This is a genomic window from Nocardioides potassii, assembly GCF_021648885.1.
GTDB lineage: Bacteria > Actinomycetota > Actinomycetes > Propionibacteriales > Nocardioidaceae > Nocardioides > Nocardioides potassii.
The window spans coordinates 145264-165425 of sequence record NZ_JAKJHZ010000012.1 but is presented as its reverse complement, the minus strand read 5'-3'; the positions used below and the strand labels follow the sequence as shown (position 1 = coordinate 165425).

Sequence of the window (20162 nt, the reverse complement as noted above, 5' to 3'; positions counted from 1 at the left end):
GTGCTCCTCCGGGGCGAGCGGCTGTCGTGAGAACGTTCATCCATGTCAGAGCGCGCGCGGCGCGGCCGGCCGGGCCACGACCAGCAGTCGGTCCTCCGGGTCGCCGTCGAGCTCTTCAACCGGCAAGGCTACGACGCCACGAGCATGGGTGACCTGGCCCGCGAGCTCGGGCTCACCAAGTCGGCGATCTACCACCACGTGCCGAGCAAGGAGCACCTGCTCGAGAGCGCGGTGGACGAGGCCCTCGACGCCCTCACCGCCTCCTTGGACGAGGTGGGGGCGACGACCGGGCTGGACGCGGGCGAGCGCCTGCGTGCGGCTGTACGCGGCAGCGTCGTCGTCCTGGTCGACCACCTCCCGGCGGTCACCCTGCTCCTGCGGGTGCGCGGCAACACGCCCACCGAGCAGGCCGCCCTGCAGCGGCGCCGCGAGATCGACCACCGACTGGCGGAGATGGTGCGCGAGGCGGCCGAGGACGGCGCGATCCGCGGCGACCTCGAGCCGCTGCTCACCAGCCGCCTCCTCTTCGGGATGGTCAACTCGATGACCGAGTGGCTGCGCAGCGACCCCGACGTCCAAGCGGTCGCCGACGCCGTGACCACCCTTGCGTTCGACGGTCTCGCCCGTCGCTAGCGCGACGGCAGCACCCGGCTCCGGCCGCGGAACTCCGCGATCACCTCACCGGTGTCGGGGTCGTCGGCGCGCACCGTGACGTCGTACACGCCGGAGCGGCCACGCAGCGACACCTTCCGCGCGTCGGCATGGAGCACCTGGCCGAGCCGACCGGGAGCCAGGAAGTCGATGCTGAAGCCGGCGGCCACGGTGACGGGACCGTGGGAGTTGCACGCGAGCGCGAACGCCGAGTCGGCGAGGGTCGCGATCAGCCCGCCGTGGCAGAGGTCGTGGCCGTTGACCATGTCGGGGCGCACGAGCATCGACACCCGTGCGGCGCCCGGGCCGATGTCGACCAGCTCGATGCCCAGGGCCGCGCTGGCCGTGTCGGCGGCCCACATCTCACGCGCGGCGTCAGGCATCGAAGTCGACGGTCACCGCGTCGCTGACCGGGTAGGTCTGGCAGGTCAGCACGAACTGCTGCTCTACCTCGGCGGGCTCGAGGGCGTAGTTGCGCACCATCTCGACGTCGCCGTCGACGACCTTCGCCCGGCAGGTGCCGCACACGCCGCCCTTGCAGGCGAACGGCAGGTCGCTGCGCACGGCCTGGGCGGAGTCGAGCACCGTCGCGTCGCGCGCCATCGGCGTGGTCGTCGTACGGCCGTCGAGGACGACGGTCACCTCGCTGGTCACGCCCTCGACCACGCGGTCGGCGTGGCGCAGCGTCGGCGGCGGCTCGTCGACGAAGAACAGCTCGAAGTGGACCTTCTCCTTCGGCACGCCCAGCTCCTCCAGCACCGTACGCGCGTCCTGGACGAGGCCGAGCGGGCCGCACAACCAGACGTGGTCGATCGAGCCGAGGGCCACCTTGACCGGCAGCAGCCGGCGCAGCCGGTCGGCGTCGAGGCGACCCGAGAAGAGCTCGACGTCGCGGGGCTCGCGCGAGAGCACGTGGACGAGGTCGAAGCGCGAGCCGTGGAGGTTCTTGAGGTCGCTGAGCTCCTCGGCGAACATCACCGACGTCGTCTCGCGGTTGCCGTAGAGCATCGTCACCGAGCTCGCCGGGTTGGCCAGGACGGATGCGGCGATGGACAGCATCGGGGTGATGCCCGAGCCCGCCGCGATGCAGAGGTGACGCCCGGGGCTCGCCGGGTCGGCGCGGAAGCTGCCCGACGGCTCGGCCACCTCGACGGTCTCCCCCGGCCGGACCTGGTGGATGAGCCACGACGAGAACATCCCGTCGGGGATCTCGCGCACGCCGATGCGCGGGGCGGCGCCGGCGGGCGCGCAGATGGAGTAGGTGCGGCGGTGCTCGACACCGTCGACGACGCGGCGGAGCGTGAGCGCCTCCCCCGGCTCGAAGGCGAAGAGCTCGCGCAGGTCGTCGGGCACGTCGAAGGTGACCGCCGCCGAGTCGTCCGTCAGCGGCTCGACGTCGCGGACCGTCAGCTGGTGGAAGGCCTGACCTTGACGGGGTGCCACGCTCAGATCTCCTTGACGTGGTCGAACGGCTCGAGGCAGGCGGTGCAGCGGTACTGCGCCTTGCACGCGGTCGAGCCGAACTCCGAGACGAGCTCGGTGGCGGGCGAGCCGCACTGCGGGCAACGCACCTGGCGGGCGGTCGGCAGGAGCGACAGCGGGATCGGGCCGCTGGTGGACGGCGCCGGCCCGGGCGGCGAGATGCCCGCTGCGGCGAGCGCGGCGCGGCCGGCCGGGGTGATCCAGTCGGTGGTCCACGCGGGGTGCAGGCTCACCCGCACCTCGACCGTGTCGAACCCGGCTCCGGTGAGCTCGCGCACGAGGTCGTCGCGCATGGCCGCCATCGCGGGACAGCCGGAGTAGGTCGGGGTGATGTCGACGACGACGTGCGAGTCACCCACCACGTCGACGTCGCGCAGCACGCCCAGGTCGGCGAGCGAGAGCATCGGCAGCTCGGGGTCGGTGACCCGCTCGGCCACCCGGCGCGCCCGCTCGGCCTTCCGACTCATCAGCCTCATCCCCATCACCACTGGCCCATCGGGTGCGCCCGCGCGACGGACTGCATCTCTGCGAGCATCCTGCTCAACGGCTCGCCGTGCATCCCGTCACGGCCGGTCCTCCCGAGCACGCCCGAGCGCCGGGGCGCCTCGGACCGCTCGATGTCGGCCGCGGCGAGGACCTGGTCGAGCACGCCCTCGGCCGCCTCGCGGACGGTCGCCGGGTCGACCCCGACGCCCGCCTCGGCGGCGGCCGCCTCGACCGGGTGGGTGTCGAACAGCTCGGGCCACAGCGGCCAGAGGGCGTCGTACGCCGTCAGCAGGCGGCGGCGGGACTCGTCGGTCCCGTGGGCAAGGGTGACGAACCAGCGTGCGGCGTAGTCGCGGTGGTAGGCCAGCTCCTTGACGCCCTTCGCGGCGACCGCGGCGAGCACGTGGTCGCGGCTCTCGCGCAGCCGCTCGAACAACGCGAGACGCCAGACCGAGAACAGCAGCACCCGCACGGTCGCCTCGGCGAAGTCGCCGTTGACCAGCTCGGCGAGGCGGACGTTGCGGAGCTGGTGGGCCTCGCGGAAGAACGCGAGCGCGTCCTCGGGCGGGGCGGGCGAGCCCTCCGGCAGCCGCGGGACGATCGACTCGTCGGCCTTGGCCGCGCGCGCCAGCAGCAGCCGCGCCTGGCCGAGCAGGTCCAGCGCGATGTTGGACAGCGCGATGTCGTCCTCGAGGTCGGGCGCGTTGCTCGTCCACTCCGAGATCCGGTGCGACATCACGAGCGAGTCGTCGCCCAGCATCAGGGCGTACGTCGCCAGCGTCGCCGCGTCGACGCCGTCCGGGATCGTCGTGTCGACGCCCGCCAGCGGGTCCTCGAAGTCGGTGCCGAACGCCCAGTGGGCGTCGTTGACGAGCAGGCCGCTGTAGGCGCTCTCGTGCTCGTCCTCGGGCGAGGTGTGGATGTGCTCAGTCATTACATGTGGGGGACGTTGTCGGGGATGTCGTAGAAGGTCGGGTGGCGGTAGACCTTGTCGCCGCTCGGCGCGAACATCGGGTCCTTCTCGTCGGGGCTCGACGCGGTGATCGCGTCGGCACGGACGACCCAGATGCTGACGCCCTCGTTGCGGCGGGTGTAGACGTCGCGGGCGTGCAGCAGCGCCATCCGGTCGTCGGCGGCGTGCAGCGAGCCGACGTGGACGTGGTTGAGCCCGCGCTTGCCGCGGACGAACACCTCGTAGAGCGGCCACTCGGGCTCGGGCGCCGGGACGCCCTCACCTGTCGGCACGCCCTCCAGCGGTACGGCGCCGTGCCCGCCCTCGGCGGAGAGGTTGCTCATGCGCTCGCCCCTCGCTGCTTCGCGGCGTAGGCCGTCGCAGCCTCGCGCACCCAGGCGCCGTCCTCGTGGGCGCGACGACGGTGGGCCATGCGCTGGGCGTTGCAGGGGCCGTTGCCCTTCACGCCCTGCATGAACTCCTCCCAGTCGGGCTGGCCGAAGTCGTGCTGGCCGCGCTCCTCGTTCCACCGGAGCTCGGGGTCGGGCAGCGTCACGCCGAGCGCCTCGGCCTGCGGGACCGACATGTCGACGAACTTCTGGCGCAGCTCGTCATTGGTGTTGCGCTTGATCCCCCATGCCATCGACTGGGCGGTGTTGGGCGAGTCCGCGTCGGGCGGGCCGAACATCATCAGCGCCGGCCACCAGAAGCGGTCGACCGACTCCTGCACCATCGCGCGCTGCTCGTCGGTGCCGCGCATCATCGTCATCAGCAGCTCGTAGCCCTGCCGCTGGTGGAAGGACTCCTCCTTGCAGACGCGGATCATCGCGCGGCCGTAGGGGCCGTAGGAGGTGCGGCACAGCGGCACCTGGTTGCAGATCGCGGCGCCGTCGACGAGCCAGCCGATCGTGCCGACGTCGGCGTACGAGAGGGTCGGGTAGTTGAAGATCGAGGAGTACTTCTGCCGTCCCGAGATCAGCAGCTCGATGAGCTCCGTCCGGGAGACGCCGAGGGTCTCGGCCGCGGAGTAGAGGTAGAGCCCGTGGCCGGCCTCGTCCTGGACCTTGGCGAGCAGGATCGCCTTGCGGCGCAGGCTCGGGGCACGGGTGATCCAGTTGCCCTCGGGCTGCATGCCGATGATCTCGCTGTGCGCGTGCTGCGCGATCTGGCGCACGAGCGTCCTGCGGTAGCCCTCCGGCATCCAGTCGCGCGGCTCGATCCGGTCGTTGCGCGCGATCGTCGCCTCGAAGTGCGCCTCGAGCGCCTGCTCGGACGGGGTCTCGGACGGGGCCTCAGCGAGCGTCATGCCACCTCCACCATGGGATTTACTGACCGATCGGTCTGGTATTAGTGTGTCACCAGTCACCCTGCCACGCAATCCGCGACCGCGACACCGGTCCGGCACTGCCCCGACCTGGAGGAACCCCGTGAGCCGACTGCTCGAGAGCTACGCCGCCGGCCGCTGGTACGCCGCCTCGGCGGAGGGCGACCCGCTGCTCGACGCCGCGACGGGTGAGGAGGTCGCGCGCATCTCCAGCGCGGGCCTCGACCTCGGCGAGATGACCCACCACGCCCGCACGGTCGGCGGTCCCGCGATCCGGGAGCGGACGTTCCACGAACGGGCGCTGCTGCTCAAGGAGGTGGCCACGCACCTCACCGGGCTCAAGGACGAGCTCTACGAGGTCTCGCTCTCGACGGGGGCCACGCGGCGCGACTCGTGGATCGACATCGACGGCGGCTTCGGCACGGTCTTCAGCTACTCGTCCAAGGCGCGGCGCGAGCTGCCCAACGACATCGTCGTCTGCGACGGCGACCTCGAGCAGCTCGGTCGCACCGGTGTCTTCCTGGGGCAGCACGTCTACACGTCGCGACCCGGGGTCGCCGTGCAGATCAACGCCTTCAACTTCCCCGTCTGGGGCATGCTCGAGAAGCTCGCGCCGGCCTTCGTCGCCGGCCTGCCGTCGATCGTCAAGCCCGCCAGCCAGACGGCGTACCTCACCGAGCTCGTCGTGCGCCGGATCATCGAGTCGGGGATCCTGCCCGAGGGCTCGCTCCAGCTGCTGTCCGGCTCGGCCGGCGACCTGCTCGACCACCTCGGCGTCCAGGACTCGGTCGCCTTCACCGGCTCGGCGCACACCGCCGGGATCCTCCGCCAGCACCCGTCCGTCCTGCACGGCGGCGTGACGCTGCAGGTCGAGGCCGACTCCCTCAACTGCTCGGTCCTCGGCCCTGACGTGACGTCGAGCGACCCCGAGTGGGACCTCTTCGTGAAGGGCGTCGTCACCGAGATGACCGCCAAGGCGGGCCAGAAGTGCACGGCGATCCGCCGTGTGATCGTGCCCTCCGCGGTGGCCGACGAGATGACCGAGGCGATCAGCGCCAGGCTTGCGACGATCACGGTCGGCCACCCCGGCGACGAGTCCGTCCGGATGGGCCCGCTCGCCTCCCTCGGCCAGCGCGAGGAGGTGCGCAAGGCCGTCGAGGCGCTCCGCTCGTCCGCCGACGTGGTCCACGGCGACCCGATCGCGACGACCGGGTTCGCCGGCGACGGCGAGCGCGGCGCCTTCATGTCGCCGGTCCTGCTCAGGGCCCGCACCGGCGCGGTGGAGCCGCACGACGTCGAGCCCTTCGGCCCGGTGTCGACCGTGATGTCGTACGACTCCCTCGACGAGGCCGTCACCCTGGCCGCGCGCGGCAGGGGCTCCCTCGTCGGCTCGGTCGTGACCCACGACCCGGCCGTCGCACGGACCGTGGTCCTCGGCCTCGCGCCGTGGCACGGCCGGATCCTGGTCCTCGACCGCGACGACGCCCCGGAGTCCACCGGCCACGGCTCTCCCCTGCCGATGCTGGTCCACGGCGGCCCCGGGCGCGCCGGCGGCGGCGAGGAGCTCGGCGGCGTGCGCGGCGTGCTGCACCACATGCAGCGCACCGCGATCCAGGCCTCCCCCGACATGCTCACCGCCATCACCGGCCGCTGGACCCGCGGTTCCTGGCGGACCGTGACGCCGGAGCACCCGTTCCGCCACTCGCTCGCGACGCTCGAGGTCGGCGACACGATCGTGTCCGAGCCGCGGGTGATCTCGCGCGACGACATCGACCACTTCTCGGAGTTCACCGGCGACACCTTCTACGCGCACACCGACCCCGACGCAGCGGCGCAGAACCCGCTCTTCGGCGGGATCGTCGCCCACGGCTACCTCATCGTCTCGATGGCGGCCGGGCTCTTCGTCGACCCCGCCCCGGGGCCGGTCCTCGCCAACTTCGGCGTCGACAACCTGCGCTTCCTCACCCCCGTCAAGGCCGGCGACTCGATCCAGGTCACGCTGACCGTCAAGCAGATGACGCCCCGCGCCACCGCCGACTACGGCGAGGTCCGCTGGGACGCCCTGGTCGTCAACGGCGACGGCGAGCCCGTGGCGACCTACGACGTCCTGACGCTGGTGGCGAAGGAGGACAGAGGGGAGTCCTGACCACTACCTTCTCGCCATGACCAGGTCAGCCCAGCGCGTCGTCGGCATCGCCGTCCTGATCGTCCTCGGCATGGTGGTGCTGCCGGTCGTGGCGTACTTCGCCGACACCGGCGACGGCGGGAACGCCGAGAACTGGATCATCCCGGTCGCACTGCTCGCGATGGCCGCGGTCGGCGCGGCGCTGGCCACCGCCCTTCCGGGGCTGGCGCGGGAGGGGGCGAGCACCGGGCGGCGGGCCGTCACCGGGATCTGGTGGGGACTGCTCGGCCTGTTCGTCGGGCTGGTGGTCTTCTGGTTCCTGCTCAACGGCCTCGACGGCGCCTGACGGGGACCGGCCCGCTACGGTGCGGCCATGGCGAAGAAGAGCTGGTCGGACATGAGCCCCACGCAGAAGAGGATCGTCGTCGCCGTCGGCGTCGCGGAGATGGCGCTGACCACGTGGTGCGCCCGCGACCTCAAGGACCGGCCGAAGGAGCTGGTCCGCGGACCGAAGCTCCTCTGGGGACCCGTCCTGTCGGTCCAGCCGCTCGGCCCGATCGCCTACCTGGTGTGGGGCCGCAAGCGCTGAGGCTCAGCCGGGGTACGGCACCTCGGTGCGCCACTGCGACTCGTCGGTGGTGACCGCGTCCCAGAGCGCGTCCGCGACGCGATCGGGGGTGAACGCGCCCTCGCGCGACAGCGTGCCGCGAACGGTGACCGACACCGCGCGGATGCCGTCTCCCCTCAGTGCCTTGTCGAGGCTGTGCACGAGGTTGCGGACACCCGCCTTCTGCACGCCGAGCGAGGCCGCGCCCTCCCAGGGCTCGTCCGCCGCCATGCTGCCGGTGACGCTGATGCGGCCGCCGGCCGACATGTGGGGCCGAGCCGCCTGCGCGACCGTCAGCAGCGCACCGACACCGAGCGCGACGTCCTCCAGCAGCTCGGGGACGCTGAGGGTGAGCGGGTCCTTCTCGCGGTAGGCGCTGGGGTTGAAGTGCAGGACGTCGATGTGGCCGGTGTGCTCGCCGAAACGCCGTACGGCGTCCCGCGCGGCCTGCTCGTCCGTCACGTCGGCGACCGTGTGGCCGACCGTGGCGCCCCGCGCCTCCAGGTCGGGCACGAGGTCGTCGAGGACCTGCTGGTCAGCGCCCAGCAGCGCGACGTCGTACCCCTCGTCGGCGAAGCGGCGGGCCACCGACCCGCTCACGCCGGGTCCTGCACCCACGACGACGATGACCGGTCTGCTCATGGCACCAGTCCTACCGCATCAGGGCCGCATCAGGGCCGCGTCAGGGCTTGTGCGGGTGCTCACCGGTCGGGTCGTCGGGGATCGCGTTGGGGCCCTGGGCACCCTCGTCCACCTCACCGGGGTGCGGGTCGGGCTGCCCGGCGACCGAGTCGCCCGAGCTGATCTCCTCGCCGAACTCCGAGGCGGTCTCGGAGACCTGGCCCTCCTTGCCGTCCCGGTCGGTCTTCTCGGTGTTGGGGTCGCTGGCCTGTGTGTCGTCCATGCCACCAGCCAAGCACTGGTCCGAAGGGGTGGGCTGCCCCGCCCGGGTGCTGGCTACCGTCGAGCCATGACGCGATTCGGGTACACGTTGATGACCGAGCAGAGCGGCCCGCGGGAGCTGGTGCGCTACGCCGTCGCCGCGGAGCGGGCCGGCTTCGACTTCGAGGTGTCGAGCGACCACTTCTCCCCCTGGCTCACCGAGCAGGGGCACGCCCCCTACGCGTGGACCGTCCTCGGCGCGGTCGCGCAGGCGACCGAGAGCGTGGGCCTGATGACCTACGTGACCTGTCCGACCCTGCGCTACCACCCGGCCGTCGTGGCCCAGAAGGCCGCGACCCTGCAGATCCTGGCCGAGGGCCGGTTCACCCTCGGCCTCGGCAGCGGCGAGAACCTCAACGAGCACGTCGTCGGAGAGGGCTGGCCGGCCGTCGCCGAGCGCCAGGACATGCTGTTCGAGGCGGTCGAGATCATCCGCGAGCTCTTCACCGGCGACCTCGTGGACTACCGCGGCGACTTCTTCCAGGTCGACTCGGCCCGCATCTGGGACCTGCCCGACGAGCGCGTCCAGATCGGGCTCGCCGTCGCCGGCGATCGTGGCATCGAGACGTTCGCCCCGCTCGGCGACCACCTCATCGGCGTCGAGCCCAAGGCCGAGCTCATCGAGAGCTGGAACGCCGTCGCCGACGCTCCGCGGATCGGTGACGACGCGAGGGCGATCGGCCAGATCCCGATCTGCTGGGACCCCGACGAGGACACCGCCGTCCAGCGGGCGCACGAGCAGTTCCGCTGGTTCGCCGGCGGCTGGAAGGTGAACGCCGACCTGCCCACCCCGGCCGGCTTCTCCGGCGCGACGCAGTTCGTCCGCCCGGAGGACGTGGCCGAGTCCATCCCGTGCGGACCAGACCTCGACAAGATCGTCGAGGCGGTCTCGGCCTACTGGGAGGCCGGCTTCACCGACGTCGCGCTGGTGCAGGTCGGCGACGAGGGCCAGGACCGCTTCATCAGCGAGGCGGCCGAGCCGCTGCTGGAGAAGCTGCGCTCGGCCGCCCCCTGAGCGACTGACCTACGGACCCGGGTCAGGCGATCGCGGTGAACCGGCCCCGCCGGTGCGCGCCCGACTCGACCTCGTCGACGATCGCGATCGCCAGGTCGTCGGCCGAGATGGTCGACGCGCCGTCGGCGTCACGCAGCAGGACGTCGCCCCCCAGCGTGTAGGTGCCCTTCGAGGGGGTGCCGAGCCACGAGCCGAAGTCCTGCGGCGGGCTGACGTAGAACCAGTCCAGCGACTCCGGGCTGTCCTGGAGCATCGCGTAGGTGGCGAGGCCGGTCTCGATCTCGGGCCGCACCTCGTCCGGCACGTGCTCCTTGCTCACGTCCCAGAGGGTCGGCCCACCCTCCTCGGTGAGCAGCGACGAGGCGCCGCCGACGTAGCCCAGCCGGGTCGACGTACCGGCGAGGCGGCCGATGAGGTCCTCGACGACGCCCTCGACCTTGCCGGCCATGTCCTCGCGCGGGGAGAGTGCGCTGACGACGACGTCCGCGTCCCCGACGACCCGGTCGAGCACGTCGGCGTCGAGGACCGAGCCCTCGACGTAGGTCACGCCGTCGACCGGTGAGCCGGGGGACGTACGGCTCACTGCCGTCACGTCGTGGCCGCGACGAGCCGCTTCCGCGACCACCGCCGCTCCTGCGTAGCCGCTTCCGCCGAGTACTGCGATCCGTGCCATGGATGGGTCCTTCTGTCGGTGTGGAGGGGTGGGGTTCAGCGCCAGCCGAGGTCGGGGGCGACCTGGGTGAGCACCGTCTCGAGCAGGTGGGCGTTGTAGTCCACGCCGAGCTGGTTGGGCACCGTGAGGAGCAGGGTGTCGGCGGCCGCGACGGCCTCGTCGTCGGCGAGCTCCTTGACGAGCACGTCAGGCTCGGCGGCGTACGTCCTGCCGAAGACCGCGCGCAGGTTGGCCTCGATCTGGCCGAACTGGTCGGTGCTGGCGCCCTCGCGGCCGAAGTACATCCGGTCGAGGTCGGTCGTGATCGGCATGATCGAGCGGCTGACCGAGACGCGAGGCTCACCGTCGTGACCGGCCTCGCGCCAGGCGTCGCGGAACACCTCGATCTGCTTGCGCTGCTGGACGTGGAAGGGCTCGCCCGTCTCGTCGGCCTTGAGGGTCGACGACATCAGGTTCATGCCCTTCTCGGCGGTCCAGCGTGCGGTCGCGTCCGAGGCGGCGCCCCACCAGATGCGGTTGCGCAGGTCCGGCGAGTGCGGCTCGACGCGCAGCAGCCCCGGCGGGTTGGGGAACATCGGACGCGGGTTGGGCTCGGCGAAGCCCTGGCCCTCGAGGACCTGCAGGAACACCTCCGTGTGGCGGCGCGCCATGTCGGCCTGGTCCTCACCCTCGGCGGGTGCGTAGCCGAAGTAGCGCCAGCCGTCGATGACCTGCTCCGGTGATCCCCGGCTGATGCCGAGCTGGAGCCTGCCGCCGGAGATGAGGTCGGCGGAGCCGGCGTCCTCGGCCATGTAGAGCGGGTTCTCGTAGCGCATGTCGATCACGCCGGTGCCGATCTCGATGCGGCTGGTGCGCGCGCCGACCGCGGCAAGCAACGGGAACGGCGAGGCGAGCTGGCGCGCGAAGTGGTGCACGCGGAAGTAGGCGCCGTCGGCGCCGAGCTCCTCGGCGGCGACCGCGAGGTCGATCGACTGCAGCAGGGTGTCGGACGCGGACCGGACCGCGGACTGCGGGGAGTCGGTCCAGTGGCCGAAGTTCAGGAACCCGATCTTCTTCATGACTGGTTCAACGCTCAACTACCGGGATTGTTCCCCGCTCCCCCGGTGATGTACGGCGGCCGGCCGGGGGCCGCCAGCGACAGGACCGCGCGGGCGATGTCGTGGCGCTGCTCGAGGTGGTCCTCAAGGCGCTGCAGCTCCTCGGCCGCCTCGCTCTCCGGGTCGTCGCCCACGAGGTCGACCGACCCGACGAGGAACACCTTGCCGGGGCCGACGTACTCCAGGTGCAGGGTGTTGACCGACTCGACCTCGGGGCGCTCGCGCAGCCAGCCGAGCACGGTCTCGTAGGCGGCCGGGTCCGCGACCTGGCCGACGAGGAACTCCATGTTGCGCCGCAGCAGGTAGAGCGCGACGAAGCCGAGCAGCAGGCCGACGAGGATCGAGCCGATCGCGTCCCACACCGGCTGGTGCGTGACCTGGTGCAGCGCCAGTCCGGTCACCGCGATGATGATGCCGAGCAGCGCGGCGGCGTCCTCGAAGAACACGGCTCGCAGCGTCGGGTTGGACGTCCGGTCGAGGAACTTCGCCCGGCTCACGTCGGCCTTGCGGGCGCCCTTGCGCACCTCGCGGCGGGCCTGGAAGAAGGAGATGCCCTCGAGCACGAAGGCCGCGCCGAGGACGAGGTAGGCCCAGAGGTAGTCGGCCTCCGCCTCCTCGGCGGTCAGCGAGGAGATGCCGTGCCACACCGAGACGGCCGCCCCCACGCCGAACAGCCCGAAGGCGGCGATCATCGACCAGACGTAGGCCTCGCGGCCGAAGCCGAGCGGGTGCGTGGCGTCGGCCGGCTTCTCCGCACGGCGCTCGGCGACGAGGAGGAAGACCTCGTTGCCGGCGTCGGCCCACGAGTGCGCGGCCTCCGCGACCATCGAGGCCGATCCGGTCAGCATCGCGACGATGGTCTTGAGGACAGCCAGTGCGGTGTTGGCGGACAGCGCGATGACGACGGTGAGCATGTGCTCAGACTGCCCGATCCGACGGACGACCGCGCTGCCCGTCCCGGCTGCCGACGTAGGCGCGCTCTCGGAGCGCCGACAGCCACCGGGGCGCCAGCCGCCACGACGGCGGCGGGTACAGCACCGGGTCGAAGGCCGGTCGCTCGAGCTGGGAGCGACGCAGCACCTCGATCGTGCCGGCCTGCACGTGCCCGTCGCGGTCGACGACCCGCAGGGCCAGCGTGGTCGGCAGCCGGTCCACCAGGACGTCGGGCTCGGGCGACCCGAGCCCGCGCGGCATCTCGACGAGGACGCTCATCCGCCTCCCCGCCCGGGACCACTGCATCAGCGAGGTCGCGGTGATCCCGCCCCACCGTCGGGCTGGGCGCAGCACGAACCGGCGCCACCCGGATCCGTCGCCGGGCGCCGACGTGCACAGCACGTCGATCGGCGGGTCGTGCAGCAGGCGGATCGCGACACCCAGCAGGTCGGGCGCGCCACGCGGCGTGCCGATGCCCTTGGACAACCGGACCAGGCACGCCACGTCGCCCTCCGGCAACGGACCCGGTCCCCGGACAACGGCGAGCCCCTCGTAGAGCGCGCCGTCAGGGTGGAAGGCGGGCGCGGAGCGGGTGCGGGCGAGCAGCTCGAAGGCACGACGGTAGGGAGCGGGCACGGGCCGCAGTACCCCTCAGCGGTTGACGGATCCCCGGGTCCTGATATCCAATATATTGCGTGCCGGTCCCGTCCTCCCCCGCCCCATTGCGCACGGAGCTCCTCCGCGACTCGGTCCACGACCGGCTCCGCGACGCGATCGTCGACGGCACCCTCGCGCCCGGGGAGGTCGTGCGCGACACCGAGCTCGCGAGCTGGCTGGGCGTCAGCCGTACGCCCGTGCGTGAGGCGCTGCTCCGGCTCGGTGCGACGGGGCTGGTCCGTGCCGCTCCCGGCCGGTCCACCGTGGTCGCCGACATCGACGTCGCCGAGGTCCGCGAGGCGCAGGCGGTCGTGGCGAGCATGCACCGCCTCGCGGTGACCGAGGCGGTCGCCCGCCTCACCACCGCCGATGTCGAGCGGATGCGTACGGCCAACGCGCGCTTCGCGGCAGCGGTCGACGCCCACGACACGGACGCCGCGCTCGCGGCGGACGACGACTTCCACGCCGTGGCCGTCGAGGTCAGCGGCAACCGCGCGGTCGCGACGGTCCTGGACCAGTTCGGCCCCGTGGTGCGTCGCCTCGAGCGGCTGCGCTTCGCCTCGCTCGCCGCGACCGACTCCGTCCACCTGCACCACCGGCTCGTCGCCGCGTGCGAGTCCGGCGACGTGGACGCGGCGGCCGAGGTCGCCTTCACCACCTGGCAGAACCTCGCCGCCCTGATCCCCGACCAGACCGAGCACCAGGAGACCCCGTGATCCTCGAGCAGTTCGAGCGCTACCCGCTCACCTTCGGCCCCTCCCCCGTCCAGCACCTGAAGCGGCTGACCCAGCACCTCGGCGGGGCTCAGGTCTGGGCCAAGCGAGAGGACGTGAGCAGCGGGCTGGCCTACGGCGGCAACAAGGTCCGCAAGCTCGAGTAAATCGTCCCCGACGTCCTGGCCAGCGGTGCCGACACGCTCGTCTCCATCGGCGGCTACCAGTCCAACCACACCCGGCAGGTGGCCGCCGTCGCCGCGCACCTCGGCCTGAGGTGCCGCCTCGTGCAGGAGAGGTGGGTGCCGTGGGACGACCCGACCAACACCCAGGTCGGCAACATCCTCCTCAGCCGGATGATGGGCGCCGACTCGCGCCTGGACCCGGCCGGCTTCGACATCGGCATCCGCGACTCGTGGAAGGACGCGCTCCGCGAGGTCGAGGAGGCCGGCGGGACGCCGTACGCCATCCCGGCGGGCGCGAGCGAGCACCGCCTCGGCGGCCTCGGCTTCGCCAACTGGGCCTTCGAGGTCGCCGAGCAGGAGAAGGCGCTCGGCATCACCTTCGACACGATCGTCGTGTGCACGGTGACCGGCTCGACGCACGCCGGCATGATCGTCGGCTTCGCGGCGCTGGAGGACCTCACCGGCGTACGACGTCGCGTCCTCGGCATCGACGCCAGCGCCACCCTCGAGAAGACGACCGACCAGGTCGCCCGGATCGCCCGGCACACCGCCGAGCTGATCGAGCTCGGCCGCGACCTGCGCGACGACGAGATCACGGTCCTGGAGGGCTGGGCCGGCGAGCTCTACGGGCTGCCGGTCGACTCGACGATGGAGGCGATGGCCCTGGGCGCGCACCTCGAGGCGATGATCACCGACCCCGTCTACGAGGGGAAGTCGCTCGCCGGGCTCATCGACCTGGTGAAGGACGGCGAGATCCCCCGCGACTCCCACGTGCTCTACGCCCACCTCGGCGGGCAGCCGGCGATCAACGCGTACCACTCGCTCTGGCCCGCGCAGGGCTGAGGTCGTCCGACTCCACACGTGTCCGCGACGTGGCCCCGGCGCGGCCGGATCGAGGGCCACCTCTCGGACAGGTGTGGCGCTAACGTCACCGGCAGCGGCCTTCCTCGACGCGTACGCCGGCCACGCGCCGGAGCCGATGCACCCGTACTGGCTGGTGATGGACGCGGTCGGCCACCTGCCGCCGCCCGGCAGGCCACCGCTGTTCCGGCAGCCCGAGCAGCTCGCCGGGCTCGACGCCTGGCTGGACCGGGTCGTGCGGCTCAGCTGAGCGCGAAGTCGACAGCGGCCGTGGCGTGCAGCGCGGTGGTCGCGAAGACCGGGACCTCGACGTCGCCGGGACCGATCAGCAGCTCGATCTCGGTGCAGCCGAGCACCACCCCCTGGGCACCCCGCTCGACGAGTCGCCGCACCACGTCGCCGTACGCCGCACGTGACTCGTCGCGGACGACGCCGAGCACGAGCTCGCCGTAGATGACGTCGTGCACGAGGGCGAGGTCGTCACCCTCCGGCACGAGGACGTCGATGCCGTGGGACCGCAGGCGGTCGGCGTAGAAGGGCTGCTCCATCGTGAAGCGGGTGCCGAGCAGCGCGACCCGGTCGAGCCCGGCGGCCCGGACCGCGTCGGCGGTCACGTCGGCGAGGTGGAGCAGCGGGATGTCGACGGCGGCCTCGATCGCGTCCGCGACCTTGTGCATCGTGTTCGTGCACAGCACGACGCACTCGGCGCCCGCGGCCTCGAGCCCGCGCGCCTCCGCTGCGAGCAGCGCGCCGGCCCGCTCCCAGTCGCCGGCGGCCTGCATCGCCTCGACCTCGGCGAAGTCGACCGACGCCATGACCAGACGCGCCGAGTGGAAGCCGCCGAGCCGGTCGCGGACCTGCTCGTTGACGAGGCGGTAGTAGAGCGCACTGCTCTCCCAGCTCATCCCGCCCAGCAGACCGATCCGACGCAGCTCACCCATGGCTGTCATTGAACACAACTAGGTTGAGGCCATGGCCGCGACTCCCCTCGCCCGCGCCGACGGGCTGGTCGTCCACCCGGCGACACACGCCCGCTTCGCCGACGTCCGGACGATGGTCGGACCCAAGAACCCCACCTCGAGCGTGTGCTGGTGCCTCAGCCACCGGATCCCGGCCACGGACAACCGAACGCTCGCAGGCCAGGAGCGCGCGGACTTCGTCGAGGCGCTCACCCGCAGGCGCACCAAGCCCGGCGTGCTGGCCTACGACGGCGACGAGGTCGTGGGCTGGGCGGCGGTCGCCCGCCGCGCAGAGCTGCCGTTCGCGCGCTCCACGAAGATCCCGCACGTCGACGACCAGGACGCGTGGTCGGTCTGGTGCATCCGGGTCCGGCCCGGCCACCGCGGCCGCGGCATCTCGCACGTGCTGCTCGCGGGTGCGGTGGCGTACGCCGCCCAGCGCGGGGCTCCGGTGGTCGAGGGCTACCCGGTCGACAACCGGGGCGAGAAGGTCGACCTCACCATGGCCTACGTCGGAACCCGCGCGCTCTTCGAGAAGGCGGGCTTCGCGCTGGCTTCGCCCACCGGGGCGACGTCCGCCGGGTTCCCCCGTGTGGTGATGAGGCGGGCGACCTAGGCTGGCGACGTGAACCGCACGTGGTGGGCGATGGCTGCAGCCCTGGCGATCCTCGCCATGCACGGTCTCGCCACGCACACCTCGTCGCACGGGTCGGCCCCGGCGGTCGTCGCGGTGACCGACGCCGGTCCTGCGCACACCGCCACCCTCGCTGACCAGGCGGACCACGCCATGAGCAGCGCGACGTCGCTGACCGGCTCCGCGACGCACAGCCAGTCGGGCGACGACGGCGCTGTCCTCTCGCTGTGCCTGGTCGTCCTGGCCACGGCTGCCGTGCTGCTGCTGCGCGCGGTCCGCCCGCGCTCGGGCCTGCTCGCGGTCCTGCCACCGGCAGTGGCCGTGCCCGCGGCACCGGTCGTCGTACGCCTGCACGCACCGCCCGACCTGCACGCCCTGTCCGTCCTGCGCTGCTGAGGAGGGTCCGGCCTGCCTCCGCGCAGGCTCGCGACCACCCACCACCACGGACACCAACAGGAGACACCCATGTCCGCACGCACCACCCGATACTCGCGCGCGCTCGCGCTGACGTTCGCGCTCGCCGTCGCCACCGGCCTCTCCGCCTGCGGCACTGACGACCGCAGCTCGGAGGGCGCCCCCGCCGCCGAGCGGACCGCGGCCAACGGCGACGTCCACAACGACGCGGACGTCGAGTTCGCGACCGAGATGATCCCGCACCACGCCGACGCCCTGGTCATGGTCGACATGACGCAGGGGCGCGACCTCTCCCCCGACTTCGCGGCGCTGGCCGAGGAGGTCCTCGCCACGCAGGCGCCCGAGATCGAGACCATGGCCGACTGGCTCAGCGCGTGGGGAGAGGAGGTCCCGGAGACCTCGCGGGACCACGTGAACAGCCACGACATGGGGGGCATGGACGACGGGACGGGGATGGATCCCGACGACATGGCCGCGCTCGAGGACGCCGATGGTGCGGCCTTCGAGCAGACGTGGCTGCGGATGATGATCGCGCACCACGAGGGCGCGATCGAGATGGCGCAGGTCGAGCAGCGGGACGGCACCTTCGAGGACGCCGTCGAGCTGGCGGAGTCCATCGAGTCCGGCCAGGCAGAGGAGATCGCCGCCATGGAGGACATGCTCGGCGAGTGAGCGACGGTGCGGCGCCGTCACATCGGCGCCGCGCCACGCCGCGGTCCGGTTCGCTCCCTGGTCGTACGGTTGCTACCTTTAGTCAAGTAATTCAGTGGACTATGAGGGGAGCGATCGCGATGGGGACGAACGAGGGCGACTGTCGGGTGGTCGTGGTCGGCGCCGGCGCCGGCGGCACGCTGGTCGCGACGCACCTGGTGACCGCGCTCTCCTCGCGCTTCCGCGTCGAGCTGGTCGACCCCGCGCCCACCACCGGGCGCGGCCAGGCCTACTCCACGACCGACGACCGCCACCTCCTCAACGTCCCTGCGTCGGGCATGAGCGCCTTCCCGCGCGACCCCGAGCACTTCCTGCGCTGGCTGCGCAACCACCACGACCCGACCTTCCAGCCGCACGACTTCGCGCCGCGCGCCGTCTTCGGCCGCTACGTCGAGAGCCTGCTGACCGCGGCGACCGAGTTCCCCGGCAACGCGCGGCTCGTACGGCGTCGCGCCGAGGTCGTCGACGTCGCCGGATCGGGCGACGGGTTCGTCGTCGAGCTCTCCGACGGCGATCGCATCGAGGCGCGCGCCGTCGTCCTGGCGACCAGCAGCCGACCCGGCACCGGCTGGGCGCCGCCCGAGCTGGCCGACGACCCGCGGCTCGTCGCCGACCCGTGGACGCAGCCGATCCCCGAGGTGGGCGACGTGCTGATGCTCGGCTCCGGCCTGACGATGGTCGACCTCGCGATCAGCGCCGACCGGCCCGACCGGACCGTCCACGTCGTCTCACGCACCGACGCCGTACCGCACCCGCACGTCCTGCCCACGACTCCCCCGGTGCCGCCGCCGCCCGGGATCACGCGCACCCAGGGGCTCGACGCGCTGCGCTCGACGATCGCCGCCCACGTCGACACAACGGTCGAGGCGACCGGTGACTGGCGCGCCGCCATCGACGGCCTCCGGCCCGTGACGGCCCAGCTGTGGCGAGGGCTCTCCGACGCCGACAAGCGCCGCTTCATCGCCGACGACGCCCGCTCCTGGGACGTCCACCGCCACCGCATGGCGCCCGCGACCGCCCGCCGCTTCGACGCCATCGCGAACGCCGGACGGCTCGAGCGTCACCGCGGCACCATCGCCGCCGTCCGCGCGGGCGCCCAGGCGCTGCACGTCACCCTCGACGACGGCACCGAGCTGCGCGTCGCCGCCGTCGTCAACTGCACCGGCCCGGTCGGCTCCATCGCCGCCGACCCCCTGCTGACCCGTCTCGCCCAGACCGGGCTCGTGCGGCCCGGCCCGGCCGGCCTGGGCATCGACACCGCCGACGACGGCCGCATCCTCGGCACGCTGCCCGACCACCTCCCCTTCCTCGCCGTCGGCTCGCTGCGCCGCGGCAACCTGTGGGAGTCCACCGCGATGCCCGAGATCCGCGAGCAGGCCTACGACGTCGCCCGCGTCGTCAGCCGGTCGATGCACGGTGAGTCCCGTGGCCGGCCGGTCGACCCCTACGGCCTCACGTTGTCCACCAGCGCCGGCGCCGCCGAGCGCTACAACGCCGCGCTCGGCCGGCTGCTGCGGCTGCAGGACGGCGTCGAGGACGGTCTCGCGGCCGCCGTCGCCGAGGACGAGGGCTTCGTGCAGGCGCACGCCGCGCTCGCCCTGCTGGGGCACGAGTGGGGCACGAACAACCACTGGCAGGCCTCGCTGCGCGCCGCCCACCGAGCCGCCGCGGGGCGCCACCTGGACGACCGCGAGAGCTCGTTCCTCGACGCGGTCACCACCCGGCTCCGCACCGACGAGGCCACCGGAGCCGCGGCCCTGCTGCGCCACGTGCGGCTCTTCCCGCGCGACGCGCTCGCCGTCAGCGTCGCCGTACCGACCGTCGCGTTCGGAGGGCTCACCAGCGGCACCCAGACCGCGGAGCTCGTGGAGTCGCTCGGCCGGTCCTACGGCGACGACTGGTGGTACGCCGGCCAGCTCGCGTTCGTCCGCCAGGACCAGGAGCGCTGGGCCGAGGCCGAGGAGCTGTCGTCCTACGCCCTCTCGGTCGAGCCGGCCTCCGGCCACGCCGTGCACGCCCGGGCCCACGTCTTCTACGAGACCGGCGACCACGTCGCCGGCCTCGCCTGGCTCGACGAGTGGATCCGCTCGCGGGGTCCCGAGGCCAACCACCGCTCGCACTTCTCCTGGCACGCCGCGCTCCACGAGCTGATGCAGGACGACGTGGAGGCCGTGCGTCGGCGCTACGCCCGGGAGCTCGCACCGTCCGTGGTCAGCGGCAGCCGCGTCGTGGTCGACAGCGGAGCGCTGCTGTGGCGCGGACGCGTCACCGGGGCGTGGACCGACGACCTCCCGGTCGGCGAGGTCCGCGCGCAGGCGCCCGTCGAGTGGCTCACCTCTCCCCCGACCCCGTTCGCCGCGATGCACGGCGCCGTCCTGCTCGCGGCCGACGGTGACGCCGCTGGCCTCGTCCGGCTGGCCGCGGAGTCGGCTCGCCACGAGGACCGCGTGTTCCGTGACGTCGTCTCGCCGCTGTGCAGCGGGCTCGTCGACGTGGTCGAGGAGCGGTGGGACGAGGCGTCGGCCACCCTCACGTCGGTGGTCGCCAGGATGGCACCGCTCGGCGGCAGCAAGGCACAGCGCGAGGTCGTCGAGGACACCCTCGTCCACGCGCTCGCGATGGCGGGACGGGGTGCCGAGGCGGCCGCCGTGCTCGACGAGCGGCTCTCCCGCCGCTCCTCGGCACTCGACGCCCGCCGCCGCGCTGCCGTGCTGGCCCCCGTCCCCGCGGACCTGTGACCA

The 20162-nt window shown here is 72.6% G+C and carries 26 protein-coding genes; 13 read left to right on the top strand and 13 right to left on the bottom strand.

The genetic code is table 11. From position 1 onward, the window contains the following. Positions 1-42: 42 nt before the first annotated feature. Positions 43-633: a TetR/AcrR family transcriptional regulator gene (locus L2K70_RS20250; RefSeq protein ID WP_236405183.1), complete on the top strand. Its 591-nt coding sequence runs from the start codon at positions 43-45 to the stop codon at positions 631-633. Here the strand turns inward: L2K70_RS20250 and paaI are convergent. The 6 genes from paaI to paaA are packed head-to-tail and all read right to left on the bottom strand — an operon-like array spanning position 630 to position 4877. After that, complete coding sequence (gene paaI / locus L2K70_RS20245) at positions 630-1034, bottom strand: hydroxyphenylacetyl-CoA thioesterase PaaI (RefSeq protein ID WP_236405182.1); 405 nt, start codon at positions 1032-1034, stop codon at positions 630-632. The genes L2K70_RS20250 and paaI overlap by 4 nt on opposite strands. Beyond that, positions 1027-2094: a 1,2-phenylacetyl-CoA epoxidase subunit PaaE gene (paaE, locus tag L2K70_RS20240; protein ID WP_236405181.1), complete on the bottom strand. Its 1068-nt coding sequence runs from the start codon at positions 2092-2094 to the stop codon at positions 1027-1029. Before paaE ends, paaI begins: the two co-directional genes overlap by 8 nt. Before the next feature lie 2 nt (positions 2095-2096). Continuing rightward, a complete protein-coding gene (paaD, locus tag L2K70_RS20235) occupies positions 2097-2600 on the bottom strand; it encodes a 1,2-phenylacetyl-CoA epoxidase subunit PaaD (RefSeq protein WP_236405180.1) in 504 nt (167 codons plus the stop codon). 14 nt (positions 2601-2614) lie between these two features. Beyond that, complete coding sequence (paaC, locus tag L2K70_RS20230; protein ID WP_236405179.1) at positions 2615-3553, bottom strand: 1,2-phenylacetyl-CoA epoxidase subunit PaaC; 939 nt, start codon at positions 3551-3553, stop codon at positions 2615-2617. Beyond that, positions 3553-3915 (bottom strand): 1,2-phenylacetyl-CoA epoxidase subunit PaaB, encoded by a 363-nt coding sequence (gene paaB, locus L2K70_RS20225; RefSeq protein ID WP_443689451.1) that lies wholly within the window; start codon positions 3913-3915, stop codon positions 3553-3555. The genes paaC and paaB overlap by 1 nt, the downstream gene beginning before the upstream one ends. After that, on the bottom strand, positions 3912-4877 hold the full coding sequence (gene paaA, locus L2K70_RS20220; protein ID WP_236405177.1) for a 1,2-phenylacetyl-CoA epoxidase subunit PaaA: 966 nt from the start codon (positions 4875-4877) through the stop codon (positions 3912-3914). Before paaA ends, paaB begins: the two co-directional genes overlap by 4 nt. Before the next feature lie 121 nt (positions 4878-4998). Here paaA and paaZ point away from each other — a divergent pair, with 121 nt between their 5' ends. From paaZ to L2K70_RS20205, 3 genes are read left to right on the top strand one after another with little or no spacing between them, the layout of a single operon-like run. After that, positions 4999-7041, top strand: a complete 2043-nt coding sequence (gene paaZ, locus L2K70_RS20215; RefSeq protein ID WP_236405176.1) for a phenylacetic acid degradation bifunctional protein PaaZ — start codon at positions 4999-5001, stop codon at positions 7039-7041. Positions 7042-7057: 16 nt separating this feature from the next. Beyond that, on the top strand, positions 7058-7366 hold the full coding sequence (locus L2K70_RS20210) for a hypothetical protein (protein WP_236405175.1): 309 nt from the start codon (positions 7058-7060) through the stop codon (positions 7364-7366). 27 nt (positions 7367-7393) lie between these two features. Then, the gene (locus L2K70_RS20205) at positions 7394-7609 is read left to right on the top strand and encodes a PLD nuclease N-terminal domain-containing protein (protein WP_236405174.1); all 216 of its coding nucleotides are present in this window, start codon (positions 7394-7396) and stop codon (positions 7607-7609) included. 3 nt (positions 7610-7612) lie between these two features. Here the strand turns inward: L2K70_RS20205 and L2K70_RS20200 are convergent, their stop codons facing one another. Then, positions 7613-8269 carry an SDR family oxidoreductase gene (locus L2K70_RS20200; protein ID WP_236405173.1) on the bottom strand — a complete coding sequence of 219 codons (657 nt, stop codon included), beginning with the start codon at positions 8267-8269 and terminating at the stop codon, positions 7613-7615. A 40-nt stretch (positions 8270-8309) separates the two neighbouring features. Further along, positions 8310-8531, bottom strand: coding sequence for a hypothetical protein (locus tag L2K70_RS20195; RefSeq protein WP_236405172.1), 222 nt, complete (start codon positions 8529-8531; stop codon positions 8310-8312). A gap of 66 nt (positions 8532-8597) precedes the next feature. On the opposite strand from L2K70_RS20195, the gene L2K70_RS20190 reads away from it, so the two are divergent. Beyond that, a complete protein-coding gene (locus L2K70_RS20190) occupies positions 8598-9584 on the top strand; it encodes an LLM class F420-dependent oxidoreductase (protein ID WP_236405171.1) in 987 nt (328 codons plus the stop codon). Positions 9585-9606: 22 nt separating this feature from the next. On the opposite strand, the gene L2K70_RS20185 is transcribed toward L2K70_RS20190, so the two are convergent. The 4 genes from L2K70_RS20185 to L2K70_RS20170 are packed head-to-tail and all read right to left on the bottom strand — an operon-like array spanning position 9607 to position 12923. Then, entirely contained in the window at positions 9607-10257 is a 651-nt protein-coding gene (locus L2K70_RS20185; RefSeq protein ID WP_236405170.1) for an NAD(P)-dependent oxidoreductase, read from the bottom strand. Positions 10258-10292: 35 nt separating this feature from the next. Beyond that, positions 10293-11315 carry an LLM class flavin-dependent oxidoreductase gene (locus L2K70_RS20180; RefSeq protein ID WP_236405169.1) on the bottom strand — a complete coding sequence of 341 codons (1023 nt, stop codon included), beginning with the start codon at positions 11313-11315 and terminating at the stop codon, positions 10293-10295. 14 nt (positions 11316-11329) lie between these two features. Next, positions 11330-12268, bottom strand: a complete 939-nt coding sequence (locus tag L2K70_RS20175; protein WP_236405168.1) for a cation diffusion facilitator family transporter — start codon at positions 12266-12268, stop codon at positions 11330-11332. Between the two features lie 4 nt (positions 12269-12272). Then, complete coding sequence (locus L2K70_RS20170) at positions 12273-12923, bottom strand: hypothetical protein (protein WP_236405167.1); 651 nt, start codon at positions 12921-12923, stop codon at positions 12273-12275. A gap of 59 nt (positions 12924-12982) precedes the next feature. Here L2K70_RS20170 and L2K70_RS20165 point away from each other — a divergent pair, with 59 nt between their 5' ends. From L2K70_RS20165 to L2K70_RS20150, 4 genes are all read left to right on the top strand, one after another. Then, positions 12983-13660: a GntR family transcriptional regulator gene (locus tag L2K70_RS20165; protein WP_236405166.1), complete on the top strand. Its 678-nt coding sequence runs from the start codon at positions 12983-12985 to the stop codon at positions 13658-13660. After that, on the top strand, positions 13657-13824 hold the full coding sequence (locus L2K70_RS20160) for a hypothetical protein (RefSeq protein WP_236405165.1): 168 nt from the start codon (positions 13657-13659) through the stop codon (positions 13822-13824). Before L2K70_RS20165 ends, L2K70_RS20160 begins: the two co-directional genes overlap by 4 nt. Then, positions 13825-14685, top strand: a complete 861-nt coding sequence (locus L2K70_RS20155; protein ID WP_308195859.1) for a 1-aminocyclopropane-1-carboxylate deaminase — start codon at positions 13825-13827, stop codon at positions 14683-14685. It abuts the gene before it with no gap. A gap of 73 nt (positions 14686-14758) precedes the next feature. After that, complete coding sequence (locus L2K70_RS20150; protein WP_236405164.1) at positions 14759-14953, top strand: hypothetical protein; 195 nt, start codon at positions 14759-14761, stop codon at positions 14951-14953. Here the strand turns inward: L2K70_RS20150 and L2K70_RS20145 are convergent. Continuing rightward, positions 14946-15644: an aspartate/glutamate racemase family protein gene (locus L2K70_RS20145; protein WP_303645874.1), complete on the bottom strand. Its 699-nt coding sequence runs from the start codon at positions 15642-15644 to the stop codon at positions 14946-14948. The genes L2K70_RS20150 and L2K70_RS20145 overlap by 8 nt on opposite strands. A gap of 31 nt (positions 15645-15675) precedes the next feature. Between L2K70_RS20145 and L2K70_RS20140 the strand changes: the two genes are divergently transcribed. From L2K70_RS20140 to L2K70_RS20125, 4 genes are all read left to right on the top strand, one after another. Beyond that, a complete protein-coding gene (locus L2K70_RS20140) occupies positions 15676-16278 on the top strand; it encodes a GNAT family N-acetyltransferase (RefSeq protein WP_236405163.1) in 603 nt (200 codons plus the stop codon). Between the two features lie 9 nt (positions 16279-16287). Continuing rightward, positions 16288-16692, top strand: a complete 405-nt coding sequence (locus tag L2K70_RS20135; RefSeq protein WP_236405162.1) for a DUF6153 family protein — start codon at positions 16288-16290, stop codon at positions 16690-16692. 69 nt (positions 16693-16761) lie between these two features. Continuing rightward, a complete protein-coding gene (locus L2K70_RS20130) occupies positions 16762-17382 on the top strand; it encodes a DUF305 domain-containing protein (RefSeq protein ID WP_236405161.1) in 621 nt (206 codons plus the stop codon). Between the two features lie 119 nt (positions 17383-17501). Continuing rightward, positions 17502-20159 carry an FAD/NAD(P)-binding protein gene (locus L2K70_RS20125; protein ID WP_236405159.1) on the top strand — a complete coding sequence of 886 codons (2658 nt, stop codon included), beginning with the start codon at positions 17502-17504 and terminating at the stop codon, positions 20157-20159. Positions 20160-20162: the final 3 nt, after the last annotated feature.